The sequence below is a fragment of the Streptomyces sp. NPDC097981 genome (genome assembly GCF_040302565.1).
Lineage (GTDB): Bacteria > Actinomycetota > Actinomycetes > Streptomycetales > Streptomycetaceae > Streptomyces.
Window position 1 is genome coordinate 23,251 of the sequence record NZ_JBEORW010000049.1, and the last position, 24,703, is coordinate 47,953.

General features: G+C 71.5%; 23 protein-coding genes. 7 read left to right on the top strand and 16 right to left on the bottom strand.

Annotated features, from left to right (window positions below):
• Window positions 1-115: 115 nt before the first annotated feature.
• Together modA and ABTY04_RS33665 are read right to left on the bottom strand one after the other, a co-directional pair.
• Complete coding sequence (gene modA / locus ABTY04_RS33660; RefSeq protein ID WP_352217238.1) at window positions 116-931, bottom strand: molybdate ABC transporter substrate-binding protein; 816 nt, start codon at window positions 929-931, stop codon at window positions 116-118.
• A 109-nt stretch (window positions 932-1,040) separates the two neighbouring features.
• A complete protein-coding gene (locus tag ABTY04_RS33665) occupies window positions 1,041-1,436 on the bottom strand; it encodes a TOBE domain-containing protein (protein WP_053788555.1) in 396 nt (131 codons plus the stop codon).
• 134 nt (window positions 1,437-1,570) lie between these two features.
• On the opposite strand from ABTY04_RS33665, the gene ABTY04_RS33670 reads away from it, so the two are divergent.
• The gene (locus ABTY04_RS33670; RefSeq protein WP_352217239.1) at window positions 1,571-1,966 is read left to right on the top strand and encodes an RNA-binding S4 domain-containing protein; all 396 of its coding nucleotides are present in this window, start codon (window positions 1,571-1,573) and stop codon (window positions 1,964-1,966) included.
• Window positions 1,967-2,023: 57 nt separating this feature from the next.
• Here the strand turns inward: ABTY04_RS33670 and ABTY04_RS33675 are convergent, their stop codons facing one another.
• From ABTY04_RS33675 to ABTY04_RS33700, 6 genes are all read right to left on the bottom strand, one after another.
• Window positions 2,024-2,428, bottom strand: a complete 405-nt coding sequence (locus tag ABTY04_RS33675; protein WP_352217240.1) for a PTS-dependent dihydroxyacetone kinase phosphotransferase subunit DhaM — start codon at window positions 2,426-2,428, stop codon at window positions 2,024-2,026.
• Window positions 2,425-3,036 (bottom strand): dihydroxyacetone kinase subunit DhaL, encoded by a 612-nt coding sequence (dhaL, locus tag ABTY04_RS33680; RefSeq protein ID WP_352217241.1) that lies wholly within the window; start codon window positions 3,034-3,036, stop codon window positions 2,425-2,427. The genes ABTY04_RS33675 and dhaL overlap by 4 nt, the downstream gene beginning before the upstream one ends.
• 36 nt (window positions 3,037-3,072) lie before the next feature.
• Entirely contained in the window at window positions 3,073-4,077 is a 1,005-nt protein-coding gene (gene dhaK / locus ABTY04_RS33685; RefSeq protein ID WP_352217242.1) for a dihydroxyacetone kinase subunit DhaK, read from the bottom strand.
• A gap of 127 nt (window positions 4,078-4,204) precedes the next feature.
• Window positions 4,205-6,025 (bottom strand): glycoside hydrolase family 15 protein, encoded by a 1,821-nt coding sequence (locus ABTY04_RS33690; protein WP_352217243.1) that lies wholly within the window; start codon window positions 6,023-6,025, stop codon window positions 4,205-4,207.
• 47 nt (window positions 6,026-6,072) lie between these two features.
• Complete coding sequence (locus ABTY04_RS33695) at window positions 6,073-7,653, bottom strand: GMC oxidoreductase (RefSeq protein ID WP_352217244.1); 1,581 nt, start codon at window positions 7,651-7,653, stop codon at window positions 6,073-6,075.
• 156 nt (window positions 7,654-7,809) lie between these two features.
• On the bottom strand, window positions 7,810-8,748 hold the full coding sequence (locus tag ABTY04_RS33700; protein ID WP_352217245.1) for a cyclase family protein: 939 nt from the start codon (window positions 8,746-8,748) through the stop codon (window positions 7,810-7,812).
• 155 nt (window positions 8,749-8,903) lie between these two features.
• Between ABTY04_RS33700 and ABTY04_RS33705 the strand changes: the two genes are divergently transcribed.
• Complete coding sequence (locus ABTY04_RS33705; protein ID WP_352217246.1) at window positions 8,904-9,857, top strand: DUF389 domain-containing protein; 954 nt, start codon at window positions 8,904-8,906, stop codon at window positions 9,855-9,857.
• A gap of 14 nt (window positions 9,858-9,871) precedes the next feature.
• Window positions 9,872-11,617 (top strand): cation:proton antiporter, encoded by a 1,746-nt coding sequence (locus ABTY04_RS33710; protein ID WP_352217269.1) that lies wholly within the window; start codon window positions 9,872-9,874, stop codon window positions 11,615-11,617.
• Between the two features lie 4 nt (window positions 11,618-11,621).
• Here the strand turns inward: ABTY04_RS33710 and ABTY04_RS33715 are convergent, their stop codons facing one another.
• From ABTY04_RS33715 to ABTY04_RS33730, 4 genes are read right to left on the bottom strand one after another with little or no spacing between them, the layout of a single operon-like run.
• A complete protein-coding gene (locus ABTY04_RS33715; RefSeq protein WP_352217247.1) occupies window positions 11,622-12,161 on the bottom strand; it encodes a gluconokinase in 540 nt (179 codons plus the stop codon).
• 57 nt (window positions 12,162-12,218) lie between these two features.
• Complete coding sequence (locus tag ABTY04_RS33720; RefSeq protein ID WP_352217248.1) at window positions 12,219-13,277, bottom strand: cytochrome d ubiquinol oxidase subunit II; 1,059 nt, start codon at window positions 13,275-13,277, stop codon at window positions 12,219-12,221.
• Window positions 13,274-14,743, bottom strand: a complete 1,470-nt coding sequence (locus tag ABTY04_RS33725) for a cytochrome ubiquinol oxidase subunit I (RefSeq protein WP_352217249.1) — start codon at window positions 14,741-14,743, stop codon at window positions 13,274-13,276. The genes ABTY04_RS33720 and ABTY04_RS33725 overlap by 4 nt, the downstream gene beginning before the upstream one ends.
• 45 nt (window positions 14,744-14,788) lie before the next feature.
• Window positions 14,789-15,628 (bottom strand): SDR family oxidoreductase, encoded by an 840-nt coding sequence (locus tag ABTY04_RS33730; RefSeq protein ID WP_352217250.1) that lies wholly within the window; start codon window positions 15,626-15,628, stop codon window positions 14,789-14,791.
• A gap of 239 nt (window positions 15,629-15,867) precedes the next feature.
• On the opposite strand from ABTY04_RS33730, the gene ABTY04_RS33735 reads away from it, so the two are divergent.
• On the top strand, window positions 15,868-16,782 hold the full coding sequence (locus ABTY04_RS33735) for an aldose 1-epimerase family protein (RefSeq protein WP_352217251.1): 915 nt from the start codon (window positions 15,868-15,870) through the stop codon (window positions 16,780-16,782).
• A gap of 34 nt (window positions 16,783-16,816) precedes the next feature.
• Here the strand turns inward: ABTY04_RS33735 and ABTY04_RS33740 are convergent, their stop codons facing one another.
• Window positions 16,817-18,781, bottom strand: coding sequence for an APC family permease (locus ABTY04_RS33740; RefSeq protein WP_352217252.1), 1,965 nt, complete (start codon window positions 18,779-18,781; stop codon window positions 16,817-16,819).
• Between the two features lie 359 nt (window positions 18,782-19,140).
• On the opposite strand from ABTY04_RS33740, the gene ABTY04_RS33745 reads away from it, so the two are divergent.
• Window positions 19,141-19,776 carry an alpha-ketoglutarate-dependent dioxygenase AlkB gene (locus tag ABTY04_RS33745; RefSeq protein ID WP_352217253.1) on the top strand — a complete coding sequence of 212 codons (636 nt, stop codon included), beginning with the start codon at window positions 19,141-19,143 and terminating at the stop codon, window positions 19,774-19,776.
• Between the two features lie 77 nt (window positions 19,777-19,853).
• On the opposite strand, the gene ABTY04_RS33750 is transcribed toward ABTY04_RS33745, so the two are convergent.
• The 3 genes from ABTY04_RS33750 to ABTY04_RS33760 all read right to left on the bottom strand — a co-directional run bounded on the left by ABTY04_RS33750 (window position 19,854) and on the right by ABTY04_RS33760 (window position 22,128).
• The gene (locus tag ABTY04_RS33750; protein WP_352217254.1) at window positions 19,854-21,122 is read right to left on the bottom strand and encodes an SUKH-4 family immunity protein; all 1,269 of its coding nucleotides are present in this window, start codon (window positions 21,120-21,122) and stop codon (window positions 19,854-19,856) included.
• 209 nt (window positions 21,123-21,331) lie between these two features.
• Entirely contained in the window at window positions 21,332-21,637 is a 306-nt protein-coding gene (locus ABTY04_RS33755) for a YkvA family protein (protein WP_352217255.1), read from the bottom strand.
• A 26-nt stretch (window positions 21,638-21,663) separates the two neighbouring features.
• Window positions 21,664-22,128, bottom strand: a complete 465-nt coding sequence (locus tag ABTY04_RS33760) for a MarR family winged helix-turn-helix transcriptional regulator (protein ID WP_352217256.1) — start codon at window positions 22,126-22,128, stop codon at window positions 21,664-21,666.
• Window positions 22,129-22,245: 117 nt separating this feature from the next.
• Here ABTY04_RS33760 and ABTY04_RS33765 point away from each other — a divergent pair, with 117 nt between their 5' ends.
• Together ABTY04_RS33765 and ABTY04_RS33770 are read left to right on the top strand one after the other, a co-directional pair.
• Complete coding sequence (locus tag ABTY04_RS33765; RefSeq protein ID WP_352217257.1) at window positions 22,246-22,803, top strand: DoxX family protein; 558 nt, start codon at window positions 22,246-22,248, stop codon at window positions 22,801-22,803.
• 70 nt (window positions 22,804-22,873) lie between these two features.
• Entirely contained in the window at window positions 22,874-24,682 is a 1,809-nt protein-coding gene (locus ABTY04_RS33770) for a glycoside hydrolase family 15 protein (protein WP_352217258.1), read from the top strand.
• Window positions 24,683-24,703: the final 21 nt, after the last annotated feature.

Consider the following 24,703-nt stretch of genomic DNA (forward strand, 5'->3'; position numbering starts at 1 on the left):
ATTCCTGGCTGAAGCGTAAAGGAGGACGGGGATGTGGCGGGGGACACGCCGAGAGGGACTGCCTGTTCCCCCCGGACCAGGCAGTCCCTCTCGAACCTTCCGGCTGCTGCGCCGGTTATGCCTTCTGGAAGCCCGCGTCCTGGAGGATCTTCTGCGCCTCGGGGCTGTTCAGCCAGGCCACGAACGCGGCGGCGGCGTCGGCGTTCTTGGACTGCTTGAGCGTGGCGGCCGGGTAGGAGGCCACGGCGTTCTGCTCGTCCGGGATGTCCACGGTGACGACCTTGTCGCCGGACTTGGCGGAGTCGGTCTTGTAGACGAGGCCGGCGTCGGCTTCGCCGAGCTCGACCTTGCTCAGCACGGCGCGCACGTTGGGCTCCTGCGAGACGGGCTTCACCTCGATCTTCTGGGCGTCGAGGATCTGCTTGCTGTAGCGGCCGACCGGGACCTCGGGCGCGGCGAGCACGACCTTGATCTTGCTGTCGGCCAGGTCCTTCAGCTCGTCGACCTTGAACGGGTTGCCCTTGCCGGTTGCGATGACCAGGCGGTTCCTGGCGATGACCGACGCGTCGTTGGTCTCGGCCTTCAGACCGTCCATGGTCTTGGTGTCGGCGGTGACCAGCGCGTCGGCCGGGGAGCCCTGCTTCACCTGGGCGGCGAGCTCCTGGGAACCGGCGAAGGAGAAGGTGATCTTCGTACCGGGGTGGGCCTTCTCGTACGCGGCGCCCGCGGTCTTGAAGACGTCGGTGAGGGAGGAGGCGGCGAGGACGGTGAGGTTCGCGGCCTTGGCCTCGGCGGGGGCCGGGGCGGAGGCCGAAGCCCCGGTGTCGGCGTCCTTCTTGTCGCTGCTGCCGCAGGCGGACAGCGCGGGCACGAGGAGGGCGGCGGTCAGCGCGGCGGCAACGGCGCTGCGGCGGTTCAGGATCGGGGACATGAGCTGGTGCTCCTCGGTCGGGTCGGCGGCCGGGGTGCCGGTTCCGCACGGTGGTGACCCGCGCCGGTGACGGGCGGAGCGGGTGGGGACGTGTGCTGGTGCTGGACGGTCAGGTGCGGTCGATGTGCACACTGGTGGACTTCACGCGGGCGGTGGCCTGCATGCCGACCTCCAGTCCGAGCTCCTCGACGGCCTCACGGGTGAGCAGGGAGACCAGGCGGTGGGGACCTGCCTGGATCTCGACCTGGGCGGCCACGTCGCCGAGCTTGACGGCGGTGACGATGCCGGGGAAGGCGTTGCGGGCCGAGGTGTACGGCTCGTCGTCCTCGGTGTGGGCGCCCTGTCCCACCTCCACGGAGAAGGCGGCCAGGTCGCGGCCGTCGATCAGTCGCCGGCCGGCCTCGTCGCGATGGGTCGCGACCCGGCCGGCGTCGGCCCAGCGGCGGGCGGTGTCCGGGCTGACGCCCAGCAGGCGCGCCGCCTGTCCGATGGTGTAGGACTGCATGTGCGACAAGGTAGGGGCACCGGTCCGGCATTTGCAATTCCATTGGGATGATCTACATGGCAGATGCCATTCCCGTTGGCGAATCTGCCAAAAAGTATTCCGGTTCCGGCGGGCCGTCTCGCTAAAGTCTTGGCATGGCAGATGAAGCAACGGGAACGGGTGCGGGAACGGGAACTGCGCGGGTGGACGCCTGGATCTGGTCGGTCCGCCTGACGAAGACCCGCTCGGTCGCGGCGACCGCCTGCCGGGCGGGCCATGTGAAGGTCAACGGTGAGCGCGCGAAGCCGGCGCAGGTCGTGCGGGCCGGGGACGAGGTGCGGCTCTTCCACGCGGGGCGCGAGCGCATCGTCGTGGTCAAGCGGCCGGTGACGAAGCGGGTGGGTGCGCCGGTGGCCGCGGAATGCTTCGTCGACAACAGCCCGCCGGCGCCGACGCGCATCGAGGCCGAGGTGGTCGGCGTCCGTGACCGCGGGACGGGCCGCCCGACGAAGCGCGACCGCCGCGAGATCGAGTCCCTCCGCGGCCGCTGACCGCACCCGGCCGGGCCCGGCTGCGGCCGGTGGGGTCGCAGGGGTGCGGCCCGGGGGTCAGGACTTGCGGTAGGTGTAGGCCTCCTCGGCCGCCGCGGTCACCGCATCCAGCGGGGCGCCGGCGGAGGCCGCCACCACTGCGGCCACCGCGCCCTCCAGGAACGGCGCGTCCAGCAGCCGGGCCCCCGGCGGGAGCTCGTCCTCCACCAGCAGCGACTTCACGGTGAGCACCGAGCTGCCCAGGTCCGCCAGCAGCGCGACCCCCGCCCCCCGGTCCACCAGGTGCGCCGCCGCCACGATGCGCTCCGCGCTCGTGCCCAGGCCGCCGTCCGCGGTGCCGCCCGCCGCGGCCACCGGGACGACCGGGCCGCCCGCCGCCAGGCCGCGTGCCAGGTCGGCCACCGACTCCGCGACCACCGCGCTGTGCGACACCAGGACGATCCCGACCACCGGCGTGCTCATCGCCCGTCCTCCGTGTCCGCCACGTCCGCGAGAGCTGCCAGCAGCAGGGCCGCCGAGGTCGCCCCCGGGTCCTGGTGCCCGATGCTCCGCTCGCCCAGGTAGCTCGCACGGCCCTTGCGGGCCAGCATCGGAACCGTCGCCCGAGCCCCCTTCTCCGCGCTGTCCGCGGCCGCCCGGTACGAGGTGCTCAGCGCCGCCACCCCCGGCACCAGCGCGTCCAGCATCGTCTTGTCGCCCGGCGCCGCGCCGCCCAGCTGGGCCACCGCGCCCACCCCCGCGTACAGGGCCTTGCGCAGCTCGTCGTCGGAGACCCCGGCGGCCTCCCCGAGACCCTTGCCCGTGCGCCGCAGCAGCGTCCCGTACAGCGGGCCCGACGCTCCGCCGACCGTCGAGATCAGGGTCCGGCCCGCCAGGAGCAGCACCGCACCCGGGGTCGTGGCCGGGTCGGCCGCCAAGGCCTCCCGTACCGCGGAGAAGCCGCGCAGCAGGTTGCTCCCGTGGTCGGCGTCCCCGATCGCGGAGTCGAGTTCGGTCAGCCGGTCCGCCTCGCGCTCCACCAAGACCCCGGCGGCCGTCATCCAGCGCCGGAAGAAAACTGCGTCACGCAATTCCGTCTCCTCGCCTCATGCAGTTGCACATCGCGGTCAGCGGCCCCAGCGCAGGGCCGCCGTCTGGACGGGCGCGTCCCACAGCCGCAGCAGCTCCTCGTCCGCGCGGCACAGGGTCACCGAACACCCGGCCATGTCCAGGGAGGTGACATAGTTTCCGACGAGCGTCCGCGCCACCGGCACACCGCGCTCCGCCAGCACCCGGGCCACCTCCGCGTGGAACCCGTACAACTCCAGCAGCGGCGTCGCCCCCATACCGTTGACCAGCGCCAGCACCGGCCCGTCCGCCGGAGCCGCCTGCGCCAGCTCCTCCAGTACGGCGCCCACCGCGATGTCCGCGATCTCCCGGGCCGGCATCATGGCGCGCCGTTCGCGGCCCGGCTCGCCGTGGATGCCGATCCCCAGCTCCAGCTCCCCGTCGGGCAGGTCGAACGTCGGACTGCCCTTCGCCGGTGTCGTGCACGCGCTGAGCGCCACCCCGAAGCTGCGCGAGGAGGCGTTGACCTGCCGGGCGAGCGCCGCGATCCGCTCCAGCGGGGCGCCTTCCTCGGCGGCGGCGCCGGCGATCTTCTCGACGAACAGCGTCGCCCCGGTGCCGCGCCGCCCCGCCGTGTAGAGGCTGTCCGTGACGGCGACGTCGTCGTTGACGAGTACCCGCTCGATGCGCAGGCCGTCCTCCTCGGCGAGTTCGGCGGCCATCTCGAAGTTCAGCACGTCCCCGGTGTAGTTCTTGACGACGAACAGCACCCCCTGCCCGGAGTCCACGGCCGCGGCCGCCCGCAGCACCTGGTCGGGCACCGGCGAGGTGAACACCTCCCCGGGGCACGCGGCGGACAGCATCCCGTGCCCCACGAACCCGGCGTGCAGCGGCTCGTGCCCGGATCCGCCCCCGGACACCACTCCGGCCCTGCCCCCGGCCCGCGCGTCGCGCCGTACGACGACCCGCCGTTCGACATCGACGTCCAGCTCGGGATGGGCGGCCGCCATGCCCCGCAGCGCATCGGCGACGACGGTCTCCGGACTGTTGATCAGCATGCGCATGTGGTGTCTCCTGACCGGGTCAACCAGTGAGCCTCCGGGCGGATGGGCCCGATGTGACGGTAGAGCAGCCTGCTGCCCGCGGCCAGGGCGACGTGCCCCTGCCCGGGCAGCAGTTGCCGCGATTTCCTCAGCGCTGGAGGGCGGCGTCCAGCGCGTCGTTCAGGGTGGTCGCGGCCATGATCAGGGACAGATGGGTGAAGGCCTGCGGGAAGTTGCCGAGTTGTTCGCCGCTGGGGCCGATCTCCTCGGCGAACAGACCGACGTGGTTGGCGTACGTGTGCATCTTCTCGAAGGTGTAGCGGGCCTTCGGCAGCCGTCCGGCGCGGGCGAGGGCATCGACGTAGAGGAACGTGCAGAGGCTGAACGTCCCTTCCGAGCCGCGGAGTCCGTCCGGGGAGGCTGCGGGGTCGTAGCGGTAGACGAGGCTGTCGGACACCAGGACGCGGTCCATGGCGTCGAGAGTGGACAGCCAGCTCGTGCTCCTCGGCGCGAGGAATCCGACGCGGGGAACCAGCAGCAGCGAGGCGTCCAGGACCTGGCTGCCGTAATGCTGGACCAAGGACTGCTCCTTGTCGCTCCAGCCGCGCTCCATGACCTGTTCGAGGATGTCGTTGCGAGCCTTGGTCCACAGGGCGGTGTCGGCCGGCCGGCTGAATTCGGCGGCGATCTTGAGAGCGCGGTCGAAGGCGGCCCAGCACATCACGCGGCTGTAGGTGAAGTCCTGCCGGCCGCCCCGGGTCTCCCAGATGCCTTCGTCGGGCCGGTCCCAGGAGCCGGCGAGCCAGTCCAGGGTCCGGGCGAGGGCCTTCCAGCTCTGGTAGTCGGCCTGCACGGCGACCGCCTGGCCCTCGGACAGGGCGTACAGCGCCTCTCCGTAGATGTCGAGTTGCAACTGGTCCATCGCCGCGTTTCCGGCCCGCACGGGGTACGAACCCCGGTAGCCCTCCAAGTGCGCGAGGATCTCCTCGGTCAGGTGAGGGTCACCGTCGACCCGGTACATGATCTGCAGGGGCTCCCCATCGGGACCCTCGTGGGCGCGCAGGCGGTCGCCGAGCCAGTGGGTGAAGCGGGTCGCCTCCTCCACGAAGCCGAGGTCGAGCAGGGCCCGCACCGACAGGGATCCGTCCCGTACCCAGGTGTAGCGGTAGTCCCAGTTGCGCTCGCCGCCCACCTGCTCGGGAAGACCCATGGTGGCGGCGGCGACCGGCGCGCCCGAGGGAGCGTAGGTGAGGAGTTTGAGCGTGATGGCCGAGCGGTACACCATCTCCGCCCAGCGGCCGTGGTAGCGCGATGTGCGCACCCACTTCTGCCAGTAGTCGATCTGCTCCCAGAGTTCCTCGGTGATCGTGTCGGCGTTCGGCGGCGGCGGCGCCGCGCTGTCCTCCCCGCCGGTGGTGAACACCGCCGCCTGCGCCTCACCCGCCTTGAGCGTGATCGAGGCCCGGACGTCCTGGCCGTCCCGTTCGAGCGGAAAGGTGGTCTGCAGGAACGCGGTCGTCCCGGGTGCCCGGAAGGTCGCCTCGCCCTCTGTCAGGTCGAGTCGGTGGACTGCCCGCGCGTAGTCGAAGCGGGGGCGGCATTCGAGGGAGAAGCGCACCGTGCCGCGCACCGCGCGGATCACACGCACCAGGGTGTGCCGGTCGGATGCCGTGAGGCCCTTGTGGACCGGCATGAAGTCGACGGTCTCGCCGACCCCGTCGGGGGACATGAAACGGGTCACCACGACCGCGGTGTCCGGATAGTAGAGCTGCTTCCATGCCCCTTCGGCCTGTTCCGGTGCGAGCAGGAAGTGTCCGCCCCCGTCGTGGTCGAGCAGCGCGGCGAAGATGCTGGGGGAGTCGAACCGTGGCGCTGCGAACCAGTCGACCACTCCCTTGGACGACACCAGAGCTGCGGTCTGCAGGTCGCCCACGAGTCCGTGGTCGGCGATGGGCGGGTAGCGGTCCATGTTTCTCCTCCTCGGGGCGCCTCAGCGGTGATCCGATCCGTTCCCGGTCAGTGCAGTCGCTCCGCGAGGTGGTCCCCGACGCGCAGGGCGTTGGCGATGGCCGTCAGTGAGGGGTTGACCGCGCCGATGCTCGGGAAGAAGCTCGTGTCGACGACGTAGAGGTTGTCGAGGTCGTGTGCCTTGCAGTTGACGTCGAGAGCGGAACTCTGCGGGTCGCGGCCGAAGCGGACGGTGCCGGCCTGATGCGCCGTGGCGCCTATGGGCATGCCCTTGTGCAGGTAGATGCTGTGCGGCAGCAGATGGTGCTCGTGCATGCCCAGGTGGCCGAGCATGCCCTGCAGTTTGTGCCGCAGCCGCTTCAGCCCGGCGGTGTTGTTCTTCTCGTCGAGGGCGAGGTGGATCCCGCCGTCTCCGTCGAGGGTGACACGGTTGTCCGGGTCCGGCAGGTCCTCACCGCACAGCCAGAAGTCGACCGCGTGATGGGCGAGCACCTCGAAGGGCATGTCCGGGGTGATGGCGCCGGCCCAGCGGGGTGCCTCGCCGTGGATCTGCTCGGAGTCGGACTTGCCGAGCATCTGGATGCCGCCGAGGGGGTAGTCCCAGTCGTCGGAGCCCAGGTACCAGTCGTGCAGCGCCAGGGTCTTCTGGAACCTGGTGTCGTTCGGCTCGTGCGACACCGCCATCAGGGCCAGGTTGTTGTGCCGCATGTAGTGCCGGCCGACCACGTCCGAGCTGTTCGCCAGGCCCCCGGGGTGCCTGTCGTCGGCCGAACGCAGCAGCAGGACAGCGGAGTTGACGGCCCCGCAGGCCACCACCACGATGTCCCCGGCGAACCGGACGGTCGAGCCGTCCCCCAGTTCCGCGACGACCGAGGTCACGCTGCGCCCCGTGCTGTCCGTCTCCAGCCGGCGCACGTCGGCATGGGTGACCAGTTCGACGTTGGCGTGCTCCAGGGCCGGGTCCACACAGATGACCTGGGCGTCCGACTTCGCTCCGACCAGGCAGGGGAAGCCGTCGACGCGGTCGCAGCGGATGCAGGCGCTCCCGCGCGTCGCCCGCCCCTGGTCGTCCTGGACGAGGTTCACCCCGATCGGGAGGTGGAAGGGGTGCAGGCCCTGTTTCTCCAGATCGTCGCTCAACTGCTGGATGCGCGGCTCGTGCTGCACGGGCGGATAGGCGTACTGGGCGCCGGCCGGACCCTCGGTGGGGTCCTCGCCGTGCCGGCCGTGGACGAGGTAGAGATGCTCGGCCTGCGTGTAGTACGGCTCCAGGTCGCCGTAGTTCAGCGGCCAGGCGGGAGAGACACCGTCATGGTGGCGGAGTTCGCCGAAGTCCTCGGGGCGCATACGGAAGAGGGCGGCGCCGTAGAACTTGGTGTTCCCGCCGACGTAGTAGTTCACCTCGGGCGGGAACCGGTCTCCGTGCTTGTCGTACCAGAACTCCGGTGCGCGGTACTTCCCTTTGACGAACACCTCTGTCGAGTCCCAGTTGTCCCGTTCGCGCGGCAGGTAGTCACCGCGTTCGAGAAGGAGGATCCGTTTACCGGTGGGTGCCAGGCGGTGGGCGAGTGTGCCGCCGCCGGCACCCGTGCCGATGATGATGACGTCGTACTGCCGTGCCTCGGTCATGCCTGCGACCCTCCCCGGAGCATGGATCTGCTCCTGTCAGGTGAGTTGGGGTCCGTTCAGCATTTACAACGTAGCTCCGGCTGGGATGCCCGGCGAATCGGCCCGGCCGGAACGCCGGGACCACCGGCCGGTCACAGGATCGCCAGGGGATTCCGGTCACAGGATCGCCAGGGGATTGACGGGAGAACCGGTCGCCGCGGGCAGCCGTAGTGGCGCGATCACGCAGAGGAACGACCAGCGCCCCTCCTGTTCGCAGAGCGGGGCCAGGTCCTCGAACTGCAGATAGTCGAGCAGGTGCAGGCCCATCGCGTGGATGGCGAGTACGTGCACGGGGAACGCGACGCTCTGCGCGGCGCTGGGAGCCGTGTCGTTGTTGCCGTCACTGCCGAGGGCCGCCACCTGGCGGTCGGCCAGGAAGCGCAGGGCGGTCGGGTGGAGTCCGGCCCGCGCGCCGGCCGAGTCCCAGGCGCCGAGCTCCTCACGCCGCCGCCGGTGCCCGACGCGTACGAGCAGGATGTCGCCCCGGCCGACCCGCAGCCCCTGCCGTGCTTCGGCGGCGGCAAGGTCCTCGGCCGTCACATGTGATCCCGGTTCGAGCCAGGGGGTGCCGTGCAGGCGCGGGATGTCCAGGAGCACTCCCCGGCCCACGATGCCGTCGCGGGCCAGGTCGATGGACAGGGCCCCGGCTCCGTGCGGGGAGAGGACGTCCGCCGCGGGCATGCCGCCGTGCAGGGTGCCCTCGTAGATGACGTGGCAGAGCGCGTCGATGTGGCTGTCGACGTCGCCGTGGATGTTCATGGCGATGCGGTCCCGGGCGAACTGCAGGCCGCCCGGGTCCGGGACGCCGCCGACGGGCGCGGTGAGCCGGTGCTCTGCCGGTTCGGCGTTGTCCGGCCCCTGGCGGGTGTTCACCGGCGCGGCGAGCGAGACCGTGCGGCCGGAGCGGACTTCGCGGACGGCAGCCAGCGTCCGTGCGGGGGTGAGGGTGGCCAGCGCCCCCAGGGGTGCGGCACCACCGGGGGCCGTACGGCGCAGATCACGATAGAGCGACCGGAAGTCGGCCTCGCTCATCCCGTCGGGCTCGGGTGTACCCATGTCCTCACCATCCGGCACACCCGCTGCCCGCGCGCGCCGAGCGGAGACCCCGCCGCATCCGATTTGCCGGGCCCCGGGGCCGCCGCGTTAATGGACGAGCGGCCTGTCCGGGCCCGGCGCACCCGTGCGCCTCCCTCTCACACGCGGAGATCCGGTTGGACATGCTGCACGTCCGGGCCGTGAGCCCGCCGGACCTCACGGGTCGTGTCCTGGCCCTGTTGAGCGCCCAGCCGTGCGTCCTGAACCTCTCCGTGCAGCCCGGCAGCGTACGGAACCCCGACGGCGACGCCATCGTGTGCGACGTCCTCACCGGCGTCGCCAACGAGGTGCTGCGCGGGCTGCGGGACCTCGGACTCGAACGCCGGGGGTCCATCGCCCTCGACCCGGTCGATACGGCCTTCTCCGACCACGCGGCCAGAGCCGGGGCCGAAGTGCTCGGGTCCCGGCTGCGCGTGCCCGTATGGGAGCGGGTGGAGGCCCGGATCCGGGCCGAGGGGCGGTACCCCCCGAGCTTCTACCTCTTCATGGTCATCGCCGGTGTCATCGGTGCGGTCGGCATCATCACCAACTCGCAGATCCTCATCGTCGCGGCCATGGTGGTCGGTCCGGAGTACGCGGCCGTCACCAGCGTCGCCCTGGGCATCGACCACGGTTCCCGGCCGCCCATCCGGCAGGGCCTTGCGGCGCTGTGCGCGGGCTTTGGCCTGGCCGTGGCCGCCACCTTGCTGTTCGGCCTGTTCGTCCGCGCATTCGACCTCCAGCCGGAGGCCTTCGACCTCGGGATCAGGCCGGTGTCGAACCTGATCAACACACCCAATTTCTTCTCGGTGGTGGTGGCCGTGCTCGCCGCGGTCGTCGGCATCGTCTCGCTGACAGAGGCCCGCACCAGTGCACTGCTCGGCGTCTTCATCTCGGTGACCACCATTCCGGCGGCGGCCGACATCGAGGTCTCGTGCGCGTTCGCCAGCTGGGACGAGGCCTTGGGATCCCTGCTCCAGCTGCTGCTCAACATCGTCGTACTGATCCTCGTCGGAACCGGGACGCTCAAGGTCCAGCGGGCGATGTGGCGGCGCGTCAGTGCGCACCGCAACCGGCGGAGCGGGCCGTGAACACAGCCGCCGCCCTGTCGCAGGACCAGGTGTTCACGGGCCTCGGACTGATCGTCGTCCTGGCCGTGGGCTCCCAGTTGCTGGCAAGCCGGCTGCGCATCCCCGCGCTGATCGTCCTGCTGCCGGCCGGATTCACCGCCGGCGCGCTGACCGATGACGTGAACCCCGAGAAGCTGCTGGGGGCCACCTTCTCCCCGCTGGTCTCGCTGGCCGTTGCGCTGATCCTCTACGACGCCGGGCTCGGCCTGGACCTGAAGCGGTTCAGGGAGCACACCCGCCGGGTCGTGGTGCGGCTGATCTGGTTCGGCGGGCTGCTCACCGCGGTGTCGGCGGCGCTGCTCGCAGGCGTTCTGCTGGGGATGTCGGGCGGTGCGGCCGTGATGCTCGGGGCCATCCTGATCGTGTCCGGACCCACGGTCGTCGGACCGCTGCTCAACTTCGTACGTCCCACGGAACGGCTGCAGCGCATCCTCATCTGGGAGGGCACGCTCATCGACCCGGTGGGAGCCATCCTGGGGGCTCTGGTCTTCCATGGCGTGGTCGCCGGGAACAGCAGTGGCCTCGGCGCCGAACTGGTGGAGTTCACCACCAGTGCCGCGGTGGGCGTGGCCGGCGGCATCGTGGGGACCGTGGTGCTCATGCTGCTGCGCAGGCTGCGGCCGGGGGAGGTGCTGGGCACGACGGTCCAGCTGGCCGCGGTGATCGGTGTGGCGGCGGCCTGCAATGTGATCCGGGACGACACGGGCCTGATCGCCGCCGTCCTGATGGGGCTGGCGGTGGCGAACCTGCCGGGCTCCGGTACGGGCGCCCGCAATCCCTTCTTCGAGACCCTGGTGCATCTGGTCATCGGCCTCCTGTTCATCTCCATCTCGGCCACCGTCAGCCCCCGATCGCTGCGGCACGTGGTGCTGCCGACGCTCGGTCTCGTCGCCGTCCTGGTCCTGGTGACCCGCCCGCTCGTGGCGGCCGTCGCGTCGCTCGGTACGGATCTGAGCCGCGGGGAGCGGGGGTTCCTGGGGTGGATGGCGCCACGCGGCATCGTGGCCGCGGCCACCGCCTCGACGTTCTCGGCCACCCTGGCCGAGGACGGCGTGGGCGGCGCCTCGAAGATCCTTCCCGCCACGTTCGTGGTGATCGTGGTGACCGTCACGCTGTACGGGCTCACCGCCGTGCCGGTGGCGAGACGGCTGGGCGTCGTGCGCCCGTCGCGCTCCAGGCCCCTGCTCGTCGGTGGTGATCCCTGGGTGGTCGACCTGGGTCTGGCCCTGCGGTCGGCCGGACTGGAGATCGTCATGTGGGCCGGGCACGACGCGCAGCGGGACCGGATCAGGGCGGCCGGGCTCGAACTCGCCCCCGGGGAGCTGTTCGCCGCGGCCACCGGCTCGGGTGCCGAGCTGGAGGGGCTCACCGGCGTCCTGCTCCTCACCGACGAGAGCGACTTCAACGCCCTGGCCTCCATGAACCTCCAGGACAGCGTCGAGGGCCCGGTGTACCGCCTCGGGCCGGCCACGGACACCCAGGGCGTCGTCGCCCCGTACACCGGGGGCAGCGTGCTCTTCGATTCCGCGCTGACCGGAGCCGAGCTGTCCCGCCGCTACGACCGGGGCGCCCGCCTCGTCACGCGCCGTCTCGACGGGCCCGTCCCCGCGGGACAGCATCTGCTGTTCGTGGTGCGTCCGGACGGCACACTGCTGCCTGTGACCCGGACCGGAGGTCCGACGCCGCAGTCCGGAGACATCGCCGTGCTCCTGGGCGGCTGATGCCTCAGCCGGGCGGTTCGCTGCCGAGGCCCGCAACGGCGTGACGCGCCCGGGCCACGGTGGCCCCGGGGTCGCCGGTGGCGTCGACGGTCGTGCCGGGCTCGTCCGGTTCCAGCGGTTCCAGCGTCTCGAACTGCGAGTCGACCAGTCGGACCGGCATGAAGTGGCCGGTCCGCCGGGAGACCCGGGCCCGGGCGGTGTCGCGGTCCAGCGCCAGGTACAGGCACCAGACGCCCGGGGCGGCCCCGCGGAGTTCGTCGCGATACGCGCGCTTGAGGGCCGAGCAGGCGACGACCAGCCGCCGCCCGGACCGGGAGGACTGCCGGATCCGGTCCGTGAGCGTACGCAGCCACGGTCCGCGGTCCGCGTCGTCCAGGGAGTGCCCGGCGGCCATCTTGGCGATGTTCGCGGCGGGCTGGAGGTCGTCGCCCTCCAGGAACGGCACCGCGAGTCCCTCGGCCAGGGCCTTGCCGACGGTGCTCTTCCCGGCGCCCGACACGCCCAGTACCACCACGATCAACGGTTCGTGGCCGGGCTCCGTCATGAATCACCCGCTTTTCCGCATCGGCCCCGAAGAGCGCATCCGTCCGCCGGAACCCGGTCAGGAGGGCGGGGCGCCGCCCGGATTCCGGTCGGCGGCGCTCCGCCGCAGGTCGTTCTCGGCGAGAGGCTGGAGGGCGCCCTTGGTGTCCAGCCGGTAGAGCAGGACCAGCGGCGGTCCGACGAGCACGATCGCGATGACCGTGACCAGGACCAGCCAGCGCAGCGTCGTCGACGCTCCCGCCGCCTGGTCCACGGTCAGTGAGGTGGGGATGAGGTACGGCCGCTGGGCCAGCCCCCAGGCGAGCACGACGAGGGCGACGCTGCCGGCCGCCGTGATCCTCGCCCAGCCCGTGGCCGTGCGGTACAGCAGTCCGGCGGTGGCCACGGCGCTGACGACGGCCATCAGGATGACGGCCAGGCCGATGCCGCTGGTGAGGCCGTCGTGGACGTAGGGCGCGTCGTCGTGGGTGACGGCGAGGCCGACGACCGCCAGGACGGCGATGGCCCCGAGGCTGCACCAGGCCCGCAGCCGGAAGTAGCGGACGAGGTCGGGGGCGTCGAAACGGCGGGCGTCGGCGGTGAGGAACACCGCGCCGAGGAAGGCGGTCGCGGCGACGGTGAGCAGCCCGACGAGCACGGAGGTCCCGTTGGACCACGCGTCGGCGGACGCCTCCGTCCCCGGAGCGACCCGGCCCGTGGCCAGGCCGCCGATCACCGCTCCGAGGAAGAAGGGTGTCAGGAGTGACGACACGGCGAAGAAGGCGCCGTAGATCCTGCGCCGCGAGAGGCGTGTCATGGGTTTGCGGAGGGCGAAGCCTGCACCGCGCAGGACGAGCCCGACGGCCGCGAGCGCCAGGGGGAGCCACATGGCCGTGAAGACCGTCTGGAACAGGACCGGAAAGCCCGTCCACGTGATCACCAGGACGAAGATGAGCCAGACGTTGTTGGCCTCCCAGACCGGCTCCATGGCGTGGTCGATCAGCCACCGGGGTCGCTTGCCCCGTTCGGCTCCGCCCGCGAACAGATCCCAGAACCCGGCTCCGTAGTCGGTGCCGCCGGCGCACGCGTAGGCGGCCACCGCGGCCAGCAGCACCCAGGCCACGACGTCCTGGATCATTTCCCTCCTCCGTTGCCGCGTCCGGTGCCGTGGTCGGATGCGGCCGCGGCGGTCGTCGGGCGGGGCCCGTAGGGCGTGTCGCCTTCCGGGGCGGCGGCGTGGGCTTCGACCAGTCGTTCGTCGGCGGCACGCCAATGGGTGCGCATCCTGAGCAGGACGGCCAGGAAGGTGGCGAAGACCAGCGCGTAGACCACGGCGACGATTGCGAACATCGACCACAGCGACGCGGCCCGGGTGTCCGTGACGGCTTCGGACACCCGCATGTTCTGGTAGACGATCCAGGGCTGGCGCCCCACCTCGGTCGTGATCCAGCCGCATTCCACCGTCACCAGACAGGCTGCCCCGGCCACGGCGGCGCACCGGAAGAACCACGGCGAGCGCGGCAGGTCGCGACGGCGCAGCCAGCACCAGCCGTACCAGAGCGCGAGCAGGACGAGCAGGCTTCCGATCGTCACCATGATGTCGAACGCCCAGTGGGCGATCGTGGCCTGGGTCGCCGTCGGGCGGTCGCTCGCGGGAACCGACGACAGGCCCGTCACCTGGGTGTCCGGGCTGAATCCGGCGAGGATCGAGTCCAGTTGGGGGATCTTGATCCCACCGGAGATCGACCCGCCGGGATGCAGTCGCCCGAACAGGTACTCCGGTACGTGGGTGTCGGTCTTCCACACGATCTCGGTGGCGGCGAACTTCACCGGCTGCTTGTGGAAGACGGAGCGTGCGATGGAGTCCCCGAGCATGAACTGCAGGGGCGTGAGGATCGCGGCGACGGTGAACGGCACCGTGAAGCCGAGCCGGTGGTAGTGGTCACGCCGGCCGCGCAGCCAGCCGACCGCGTACACCCCGGCCACGACATAACCCGCCGTGAGGATGACACCTGCCACGAAGTGCCAGTATTCGGGGCCGAACATCGGCGTGAAGATCGCCTTCCGCACGTTGACGTCCACGGGGTTGCCGTCCGCGTCGAGCGAGAACCCGCGCGGCGTGTTCATCCAGGAGTTCGCGGCGATGATGCCGAACGCCCCCAGCAGCGCCGTCAGCGGCAGGGGCAGACCCAGCCAGAAGTGCGTCCACGGCTTCAGCCTTCGCCAGCCGTAGAGGTAGATGGCGATGAGGATCGCTTCGAGGAAGAACGCCCACGCCTCGACGCCGAATCCCAGGCCGAAGACATCGCCCCACCGGCCCATCATGCCCGGCCACAGCAGGCCGAACTCGAAGGAGAGCACGGTACCGGTGACGATGCCGATGGCGAACTGCACGGCCATGACCGCCGACCAGCGCCGCGCGAGCAGCAGGGCGACCGGGTCGCCCTTGCGCAGCCCGCGGTGGTGCATCAGGAGGGTGATGGCGGGCAGGGCCACTCCGAAGGGCACGAGCAGGATGTGGGAGGCCAGGGTGAAGGCCATGAGCCCGCGGGCAGGGAGCAGCTGCGGAGGGGTGTCCGCCATGATCGCGATCGCGCTGTTCATGTGAGCCTCGGTGGTTCGTTCCGGACGGCTGAAGGACTGCGGATCTCAGCCACCGGTGGCGAACCCGGGAAACAGGGTCATGCCTCCGTCCACGTAGATGGTCGTCCCCACGACGTAGTCGAGCAGGTCGGAGGCGAGGAGGGTCACCGCGTTCGCGATGTCCTCGGGGTCGCCGACGCGGCGGTACGGGATGAGGCGCAGCAGGTCGGCCTCGGCCTCGGGGGTGTCCCAGGCGCTGCGGTTGATGGGCGTGCGGATCGCACCCGGGGCGACGGCGTTCACCCGGATCCGGTGGGGGGCGAGCTCCTGCGCGAGCGTGGTCATGAGCATCTGTACGCCGCCCTTCGAGGAGGCGTAGTTCACGTGCCCGGCCCAGGGGATGATCTGGTGCACCGAGCTCATACAAATGATCTTCCCCGCAGAGCGGGACACCTCCGGGACGACGCCGCGACGCAGGAATTCCTTGGCCGCTTCGCGCGCGCACAGGAACTGACCGGTGAGGTTGACGTCCATCACCAGGCGCCACTGGTCCATGGTCATGTCGGTGACCGGGGCGTCCCTCTGGAGCCCGGCGTTGGCCACCATGACGTCGATGGTCCCGAACTCCTGGACCATCCGGGCGACCATGTCGACGACCTGCTCCTCCTTCGACACGTCGGCCTCGTGCGCGTAGGCGCGGACGCCGAAGCCCTCGATCTCCCGCACCACCTCATCGGCGGCGTCCTTCCCGGCGACGTAGTTCACGACCACGTCCGCGCCCGCCCGTCCGAGGCCGATCGCGGTGGCCTTGCCGATGCCGGAGTTCGCCCCGGTCACCAGGGCCTTCTGCCCCTTGAGGACCTGAGCAGCAAGGAGCGTTCCACGGTCGGTGCCGCTGGCTTCCACTGATTCTCTCCCTGTGTGCTGACGGGGACATGAAATCCGCGCCACAAAGAGAGCATTGCGGCACTGCCACGGGCCGGTGGCACGACTGCCACTGACCCGTTGGAGTGCTCTGCGGAGCCGAACGGCTCAACGGCGGCCCGGCTCCGCCGAGGTGCGACGCCGTGCGCACGGTGATGCAATGGAGGCACCCGGTGTGCGGGATCCCCGAACCCCGAGCGTCACCGGCGAGGATGGCGGCCATGCATCGGACGGGTGCCCAGTTCCGGCTGACCTGTGGTCCACAGACCGCAGTCGTCGTGGAGTTGGGCGGTGCCCTGCGCCACTACGCGGTCGCCGATCGCCCGGTCGTCGACGGTTTCGAGGCCGACGACCCGATCGAGGACGGACGGGGGCAGCTCCTCCTGCCGTGGCCCAACCGGATCGGAGACGGCCGGTACCGGTGGCAGGGGCAGGAACAGCAGCTGCCCGTCAACGAGATCGAACACGCCAACGCCATCCACGGTCTGCTGCGCTGGACGTCATGGCAGGCGGTGGAGAAGGCGGAGCACCGCGTGGTGCTGGCGGCCACGCTCTGGCCGCAACCCGGCTACCCCTTCCACCTGGTGGCGCGGGCGGAGTACGCACTCGACCGCCACGGCCTGACGGTCACGCTGACCGCACGGAACGCCGGCGACACCCCTGCACCGTACGGAGTCGGTCAGCACCCGTATCTCGCCGTGGGACCCGGCACGGTCGACGGCATGCTGCTGACCGTCCCCGCCCGGACCTGGCTGCGCACCGACGACCGCGGCCTGCCCGTCGCGACCGAGCCGGTGTCGGGGACGTCCCACGACTTCGGCGCGCCGAGGCCCATAGGCGCGCAGCGGCTGGACACGGCCTTCACGGACCTGCGGCGGGAGGCGGACGGGCGTGCCGTCGTACGTCTTGCCGAGCCGTCCGGCGCGTACGGCACCGATCTGTGGCTCGGTGAGGGTGCGGACTTCGTGCAGGTGTTCACCGGGGACACCCTGTCCGAGCCGCACCGGCGCCGGAGCGTCGCCGTGGAGCCGATGAGCTGCGGCCCCGACGCCTTCCGCTGCGACACCGCGCGCGTGCGGCTCGAACCGGGGGACCGGCACACGCTGCAGTGGGGGCTCGCGCCCTGGGCCGGGTAGCGGCCGACGCGGTGCACCGCCGTCGCCGTGGACGTCAGCCGGCGTGGACGTGGGGGCGGCGGCCGCGGTCGGGCTCTGCCTCGCGGATGACCTCGCGCGTGACGGGAGCGACTTCGCCCTGTCCGAAGAGGAAGAAACGGAGGAAGTTGGCCATCGGGTTGCCCTCGGTCCACTCGAAGTAGATGTGGGGGCGCTGGCCGGTTTCGTCCCGTACGTGGAGCAGCAGTGCGGCGAGGGCGTTGGGGATGCTGGAGCTCTCCAGGGTCAGGACGCGGTACCGGTCGTGCAGGACCTCGCCCCGTACCCACAGCCCGGATTCGAACTCGGACGCGTCCAGGACGGTCACCTCGACGAACATGACGTCGTCCTCGGACGGGATGTCGTTGTCCGCGCGGATCTGTGCCTTCTTCTGCCGGTACTCCTCAAGGTCCCGGTTGTCGGGCTCGTTGGCGATGAAGCGGATGGTGCGGTTGGCGGTGTCGCGGATGAAGCGCTGGGCCATGTCGTCGAGTTCCACATGGGTGACGCGCAGTTCGAAGACGCGGGCGAGGCGGGAGAGGAGGGAGAGGGCCATGATGCCGGCGATGAAGCAGGCGCCGATCTTCACGCCGTCCGGGCGCTCGGCGACGTTCACGGCGGTGGTGTAGACGAAGACCGCGGAGATGACGCCGAAGCCGATGGCCCAGCCGCGCTCGCCGGCCCGGCGGGCCGCGATGGTCACGGCGACGGCCGCCGAGGTGATCAGGACGAGGACACCGGTGGCGTAGGCGCCGCCCTGGGCGTCGACGTCGGCGTCGAAGAGCCAGGTGACGAGGAACGCGATGAGGGTGAACACGATGACCATCGGGCGTAGGGCGCGGGCCCAGTGGGGGGCCATGCCGTAGCGGGGCAGGTAGCGCGGCATCAGGTTGAGCAGGCCGGCCATCGCGGAGGCGCCCGCGAACCACAGGATCAGGATGGTCGAGATGTCGTAGACCGTGCCGAACGCGGAGCCGAGGTGTTCGTGGGCCAGGTACGCGAGGGCGCGGCCGTTGGCCTCGCCGCCCGGCTGGAACGCGGCGGGCGGGATCAGCAGCGTGGTGACGAAGCTGCTGGTGATCAGGAAGATGCTCATGATCACGGCAGCCGCGGTGAGCAGCTTCTTCGTGCCCCGGATCCGGCCCGCGGGCTTGTCCTCCGTGTCGTCGGGGGAGCCCTGGACGTGCGGCATGACCGCGACGCCGGTCTCGAACCCGGACAGGCCGAGCGCCAGTTTGGGGAAGACCACGAGCGCGATGGCGATCATCATGAACGGGTTGCCGTGTTCGGCGATCAGCGCCTGCTTCCAGTCGCCGATGACCTGCGGCTCACTCGCGACCTGCCACAGGCCGTTCCCGATGACGACCACGTTGAGCGCGAGGTACGAGAAGACCAGGACCACGGCCACCCCGATGGCCTCGCTGAACCCCTTGAGGAACACCCCGCCGAGCAGGGCGATCATGATCAGGGTGATCAGTACCTGGTGGCCGTTCAGCGTGCTCGTCAGATGCGGGTTCTCCACCAGGTGGGCGGTCGCGTCGGCCGCCGACAGGGTGATGGTGATCAGGAAGTCGGTCGCCGCGAAGCCCAGCAGGGTCAGGACGAACAGCTTGCCCTTCCAGAACGACAGCAGCCGCTCCAGCATCGCGATCGAGCCCTCGCCGTGCGGGCTCTCCTCCGCAACCCGCCGGTAGACGGGCAGCGCCCCCAGCAACGTCAGCACCACCAGGACGATCGTCGCCAGCGGAGACAGCAGGCCGGCCGCGAGCGCGGCGATGCCCGGCTGGTAGCCGAGGGTCGAGAAGTAGTCGAGACCGGTCAGGCACATCACCCGCCACCACGGCCGTCCGTGGTCGGCGGGCTCGGCCGCCGCGCCCTCGCCCGGCTCCTGGGGCCGATGGCCCGGCCGGTGCTTCGTCTGGTCGGTCAGGCCTTCCAGGAGCCATGCCCTCAGGCGGCTCGGCTGGGTCGGGGTGGCCATCGCGGGTGCTCCTTCGTACAGCTTGGATCCGGCCATCGGTGCGACGGCTGGGCAAGCGTACGGAACCCGATCATTCGTGCACGCGCGCCTCTCCATCCTGACGGGCCCCCGACCGGGCCGCGCGGGAGATTGCTCCGGTTGGACGGAGGGGTGTGCATGTGCCCCGAACCCGCATCCCACCTGCGCAAACGCGTCGCATCGTGCGTCCGGGCGGGCTGGGCTCCGGGTCTGCGGCAGCCGCCGTTCTTGACGGCTCCTTAACGCCTCCCTAGCGATACCTTGACGCCCTCTCCGGGGCGGGAGGGTGCACGCGGCCACTGAATCGATCGAATGTTCGAGTGGCGCGTTATGATGGACCGGTGCGTACGATCCCCGGCCTCCAGGGCTCCCTCTTCGACCAGGGCGACGAGATCGGCTTCGGCCCGCTCGCGGACCTGTGCCGCACCCGGCTCGGCTCCGGCGCCTGGGTCGACCACCTGCCCGGCTGGCTCTCGGGCGCCGACACCCTGTTCGAGCGGCTGGCCGCGGACGTGCCGTGGCGGGCTGAGCGCCGCCGGATGTACGAGCGCGAGGTCGACGTACCCCGCCTGCTCGCCTTCTACGACGAGGGCGAGCCCCTGCCGCACCCGGCGCTCGCCGAGGTCCGCGGGACACTGTCCCGGCACTACGCCGCCGAACTCGGAGAACCGTTCGCCACCGCCGGGCTCTGCCTCTACCGCGACGGCCGCGACAGCGTCGCCTGGCACGGGGACCGCATCGGCCGGTCCGCCACCGAGGACACCATGGTCGCGATCCTCTCGGTCGGCGACCCCCGCGATCTCGTCCTGCGCCCCCGCGAAGGCGGCCCCACCCTGCTGCGCCTGCCGCTGGGGCACGGCGACCTCGTCGTGATGGGCGGTTCCTGCCAGCGCACCATGGAGCACGCGGTACCCAAGTCCGGCCGTGCCGTCGGCCCGCGCATCAGCATCCAGTACCGCCCGCGCGGGGTCCGCTGAGCAGCGGCCGGACCGGCGGTCCCGCCCGCGGCCCGGCCGCGGCCGCGGGGCCGCACACCGGACGGCGGTTCCCCCCGTCAGTAGCCCCAGACGCTGAGCTCGGTGATGGACGCGAACAGGTGCTCCCAGACCTCGGCGCCGGGCTCGTCGGACTCCACGATGTCCGGCTCCAGCTCCGCCACCTCGGCGAGGAAGGAACCGCGGCCGGTCTCGCCCGGGTACGAGTCCCAGCAGGCTCCCATGAAGCGGCGCACGGCTTCGAGGAGGCGGACGAACGTCTCCGTGTCGCGGGCGAGGGGGAACGGCCCCTCGCCGTCGCGGATGATCGAGACCGCGCCCGTCCGGGGGTGGAGGAGTACCTGCCCGTCGTCTTCGTAGCCCAGGTCGAACGTCCCCAGGTGCAGCAGGCCTCCGGGGCCGGGCTCCGCGTCCCGGGGGCCCGCCTCGGTCCAGGCGAGCTCGAACGAGGCCACGCCTGCCGCCCAGTGGCGCGGCAGGCCCGCCGTGGTGATCAGCTCCCGGGTGGGGCGGTGGGTCAGCGCCGCGGGCAGCTGCGCATCCGGCACCCGGACCGTCCAGTCGGCGCCGAACACCGCCTCCAGGCGGGCCGCGTCCAGCGGCGCCTCGCCGGCCGTCGGGCCCGCGAACCACGGCTCGCACGCGGCCTCGCTCCACGAGGTGTTGTCGGCGCCGCCGGTGGGCCAACCGGCCGCCACCGCCGCCTCGTTGCGCTCCACCACCAGGATCCCGCGCGCCTCGGTGAGCAGGAAGCGGCCCCTGCCGAGCGGCACGGGCTCCTCCCAGGTGCCGGGGCAGGCCAGGGCCCAGGCGTCCTCGTCCGGGTCGAAGAGGAACGGTTCGTCCTCGGCGGGTTCCTCCGCGCGCTCGGTGAACCCGCCATCGGCGGGCGCCGGGCACGGCTCGCCGGTGGCGAGGTCGAACCAGCGCTCCTGGGTCCACAGCGACCAGACCTTCAGCAGGCTCCGGCCGTCCGGCCCGTCGTAGACCTCGGCGCAGGCGTCCCCGCTGAGGTTCGGCTCGGCGCGGAAGGCGCCGACCGGCCGCCACCAGGCCCATACGGTCCGCCACGGCATGCCGGGCTCGGCCGCGGCGACCTGCTCGGCGTACGCGTCGTGCCCCAGCACCTTCGCAGCGAAGTGCAGCCAGGAGCCGAACTCCGCCCGTGACACCTCCGCTTGCCCGAACACGGCCTCCGCCTGGGCGAAGACCTCACGGCCGGTCCCGCCGCCGGCATCCGGGCCGGGCCACTCCCGTACGTGCGCGGGCCCGGCCTCCAACACGGCGGCGGGGGAGGAGAACAGGGCGTCGAGATCTTCGCGATGCATGCGGGACATGGTGCCAGCGGGCAGTGACAGCCGCCGGTCCAGGGCCTGTTAACCTCCCCGGCCGTGTCCGGGGAGAAGGCCTGCCGCTCGGCGAACGGCCGGAGTCCGGCGGTCACGGCCCGGAGGGCGAGCGGTGGGCGGGGGCCGGTGGTGTGTGAGTCGACCGGCCGGTGCCCACAGCGCGGCTGTACGGCTGCACGCCTGTACGGCTACGCGGTGCCCGGCTCCTTGGCGGTGCCCGCGCCGGACCGCACCGCTGCGGCCGCCGCGTGCAGGGAGCGCAGCGCCAGCAGCAGTATGCCGATGTCGTCGAGGTACACCGGGTCGGGGATCAGGTCCACGGGCGAGACCGTGTAGATCACCGCGCCCCAGAAGAGCGCCTTGTCGCGCAGCGGGATCCCCGCGTCGAGCAGGAGGCGCCGCGCCGCGAAGACCCGTACGAGGAGAACGCCGACCGCGATCGCCAGACCGAGGGCGACGACCCCGGCGACCGTCAGCCAGACCCTTCCGTCCATGACACCCTTATACCCCGTTCCGCCCGTTATCCGCCCTGCTCGCGCAGCCGGCGGCTGACCTCGCCCAGCCCGTCCGCGAGTGCTTCGAGCTGCTCGGGGGTCAGGACGTCGATCAGCGCCTCCCTGACCGTCGCGACGTGCCCGGGCGCGGCCTCCTCCAGGCGGGCGCGGCCGGCGTCGGTGAGGACGGCGAAGATCCCGCGCACATCGGAGGGGCAGCTGCGGCGGCGGACCAGGCCCGCCTTCTCCAGCTGGGTGACCTGGTAGGTCAGCCCGCTCTTCGAATTGATCAGGCCATTGGCCAGTTCCGTCATCCGCAGCTCGCGGTCCGGGGCCGCGGCGAGGCGCACGAGGATCTCGTACTGCGGGTGCGAAAGGCCGGAGTCGTCCTTGAGCTGCTGGTCGAGGCGGCGGTTCACCAGGGCGGACGCGGCCAGGAAGCCGCTCCAGGCGCGCATCTCGTGCTCGTCCAGCCATCTCGTTTCAGCCATGCCCCCAGCCTACACGGGTTGTTCCAATTTGAATCACTGGTTAAGGTCGGGTTTGGCGGTTCGAATTTGAACTACTCCGTCCCCGCCCGGACCGCCCGACCGGAAGGATCCCCCCCCATGACCAGCCCCTCCGTCACCGCGACGAAGCCGCAGGCCGCCCCCGGACCGGCCGTCCCGCCCGCCCTCTCCACCTCCGCCCAGGACGCCGGCCTGCTGCTCCTGCGCATCGTCCTCGGGCTCACCATGGCCGGCCACGGCGCCCAGAAGCTCCTCGGCTGGTTCGGCGGCGGCGGCATCAGCGGCACCGGCCAGTTCTTCACCGCCAGCGGCTACCCTGCGGGCGACGCCATGGCCGTCGTCGCCGGCCTGACCGAGATCCTCGGCGGCCTCGGCCTCGCCCTCGGACTGCTCACCCCGCTCGCCGGGGCCGCCGTCGTCGGCACCATGATCAACGCGATCGCCGTCCACGGTGCCGGGTCGTTCTTCGCCCCGAAGGGCATCGAGTACGAGCTGCTCCTGACCGTGGCCGCCGCCGCCCTGGCCCTCACCGGCCCCGGCCGGTACGCCGTCGACCGCTTCCTGCCCGTCCTGCGCGGTCACCGCCTGGCCCACGGCGCCCTCGCCGTCGCCCTCGGCGTGGCAACCGCAGGCGCGGTGCTCCTCGTGCGCGGCTGACCGGCGCGCGCAAGCAGGTGCCCGGGGCCTACGCTGATTGGACCCGGGCATTCGGGGGAACAGCGCACAAATGACACAACCCATCGAAGACTACGCACTCATCGGCGACCTCATGACCAGCGGGCTCGTCGGCCGCGACGGGTCCATCGACTGGCTGTGCCTGCCGCGCTTCGACTCGCCCGCCTGCTTCGCGGCGCTCCTGGGCGACGAGGAGAACGGCCACTGGCGCATCGCCCCGGCCGGGGCCGAAGGGGGAGAGCAGTGCACCCGCCGCGCCTACGTCGACGGCTCGCTGATCCTTGAGTCGTACTGGGACACTCCCGACGGCGGCTCGGTCAAGGTCACCGACTTCATGCCGCAGCGCGACGTCGCACCCGATGTGATGCGCATCGTCGAAGGACTCGCAGGAGAGGTCACCGTACGCAGCACCCTGCGACTGCGGTTCGACTACGGACACGTCGTCCCCTGGGTCCGGCGCTCCGACGGCCACCGGGTCGCCGTCGCCGGACCCGACTCGGCCTGGTTCCGCAGCGAACCCCACGTGCACACCTGGGGCGAGGCCAACAGCACCCGCTCCGAGTTCACCGTCACCGCGGGCGAGCGCGTCGCCTTCGTCCTGACCTGGCACGCCTCGCACGAACCGCGCCCCGATCTGGTCGACCCGTACGCGGCCCTGGAGCAGAGCCTCGCCGACTGGAGCGACTGGACCGCGCAATGCTGCTACGAGGGCCCCTACCGGGAGGCGGTCACCCGCTCCCTGATCACCCTCAAAGCCCTCACGTACGCCCCGACCGGCGGCATCGCGGCCGCCGCCACGACCTCCCTCCCCGAGGAGCTGGGCGGTGTCCGCAACTGGGACTACCGCTACTGCTGGCTGCGCGACTCCACCCTCACCCTCGGCTCCCTCCTCTCGACCGGCTTCCTCGACGAGGCCCGCGCCTGGCGCGAGTGGCTGCTGCGCGCGATCGCCGGCGACCCCGCCGACCTGCAGATCATGTACGGGATCGGCGGCGAGCGGCGGATCCCCGAATTCGACCTGCCGTGGCTGCGCGGCTACGCCTCCTCCGCACCGGTCCGGGTCGGCAACGCGGCCGTGGACCAGCTCCAGCTCGACGTGTACGGGGAGGTCCTCGACTCCCTGCACCTGGCCAGGTCGGCCGGACTGCCCGCGGAGAAGCACGCCTGGCAGATCCAGCTGGCGCTCCTCGACTTCCTGGAGCGCAACTGGCAGCGCCCCGACGAGGGACTGTGGGAGGTGCGCGGGCCGCGCCGCCACTTCGTGCACTCCAAGGTGATGGCGTGGGTCGCCGCCGACCGGGCCGTGCGCACCCTGGAACGCGACCCCTCGCAGCACGTCGGCCTGGAGCGGTGGCGGACCATGCGGGACGAGGTCCACCGGGACGTGTGCGAGAACGGCTACGACCCCGAGCGGGGCACCTTCACCCAGTACTACGGCTCCCGCGAGCTGGACGCGGCCACCCTGCTCATCCCCCGGGTGGGGTTCCTGCCGCCCGACGACCCGCGCGTGATCGGCACCGTGGACGCAGTGCGGGCGGAGCTCGGCAGCAGCGGCCTGGTCCGCCGCTACAGCACCGAGGGCCCGTCGGTGGACGGCCTGCCGGGTGCCGAGGGGGCCTTCCTGGCCTGCTCGTTCTGGCTGGCCGACGCCTTGCACATGACCGGCCGGGAGAAGGAGGCGCGGGAGCTGTTCGAGCGGCTGCTGGCCGTACGCAACGACGTGGGACTGCTCGCGGAGGAGTACGACCCGGTGGCGCGCCGTCAGCTCGGCAACTTCCCGCAGGCGTTCAGCCACGTCGGCCTGGTGAACACCGCCGTCACCCTGGGCTGCACCCCCACCCCGTCCCCGCCGGCGAACTGACCCGTGCGGGTCCGGGCGGAG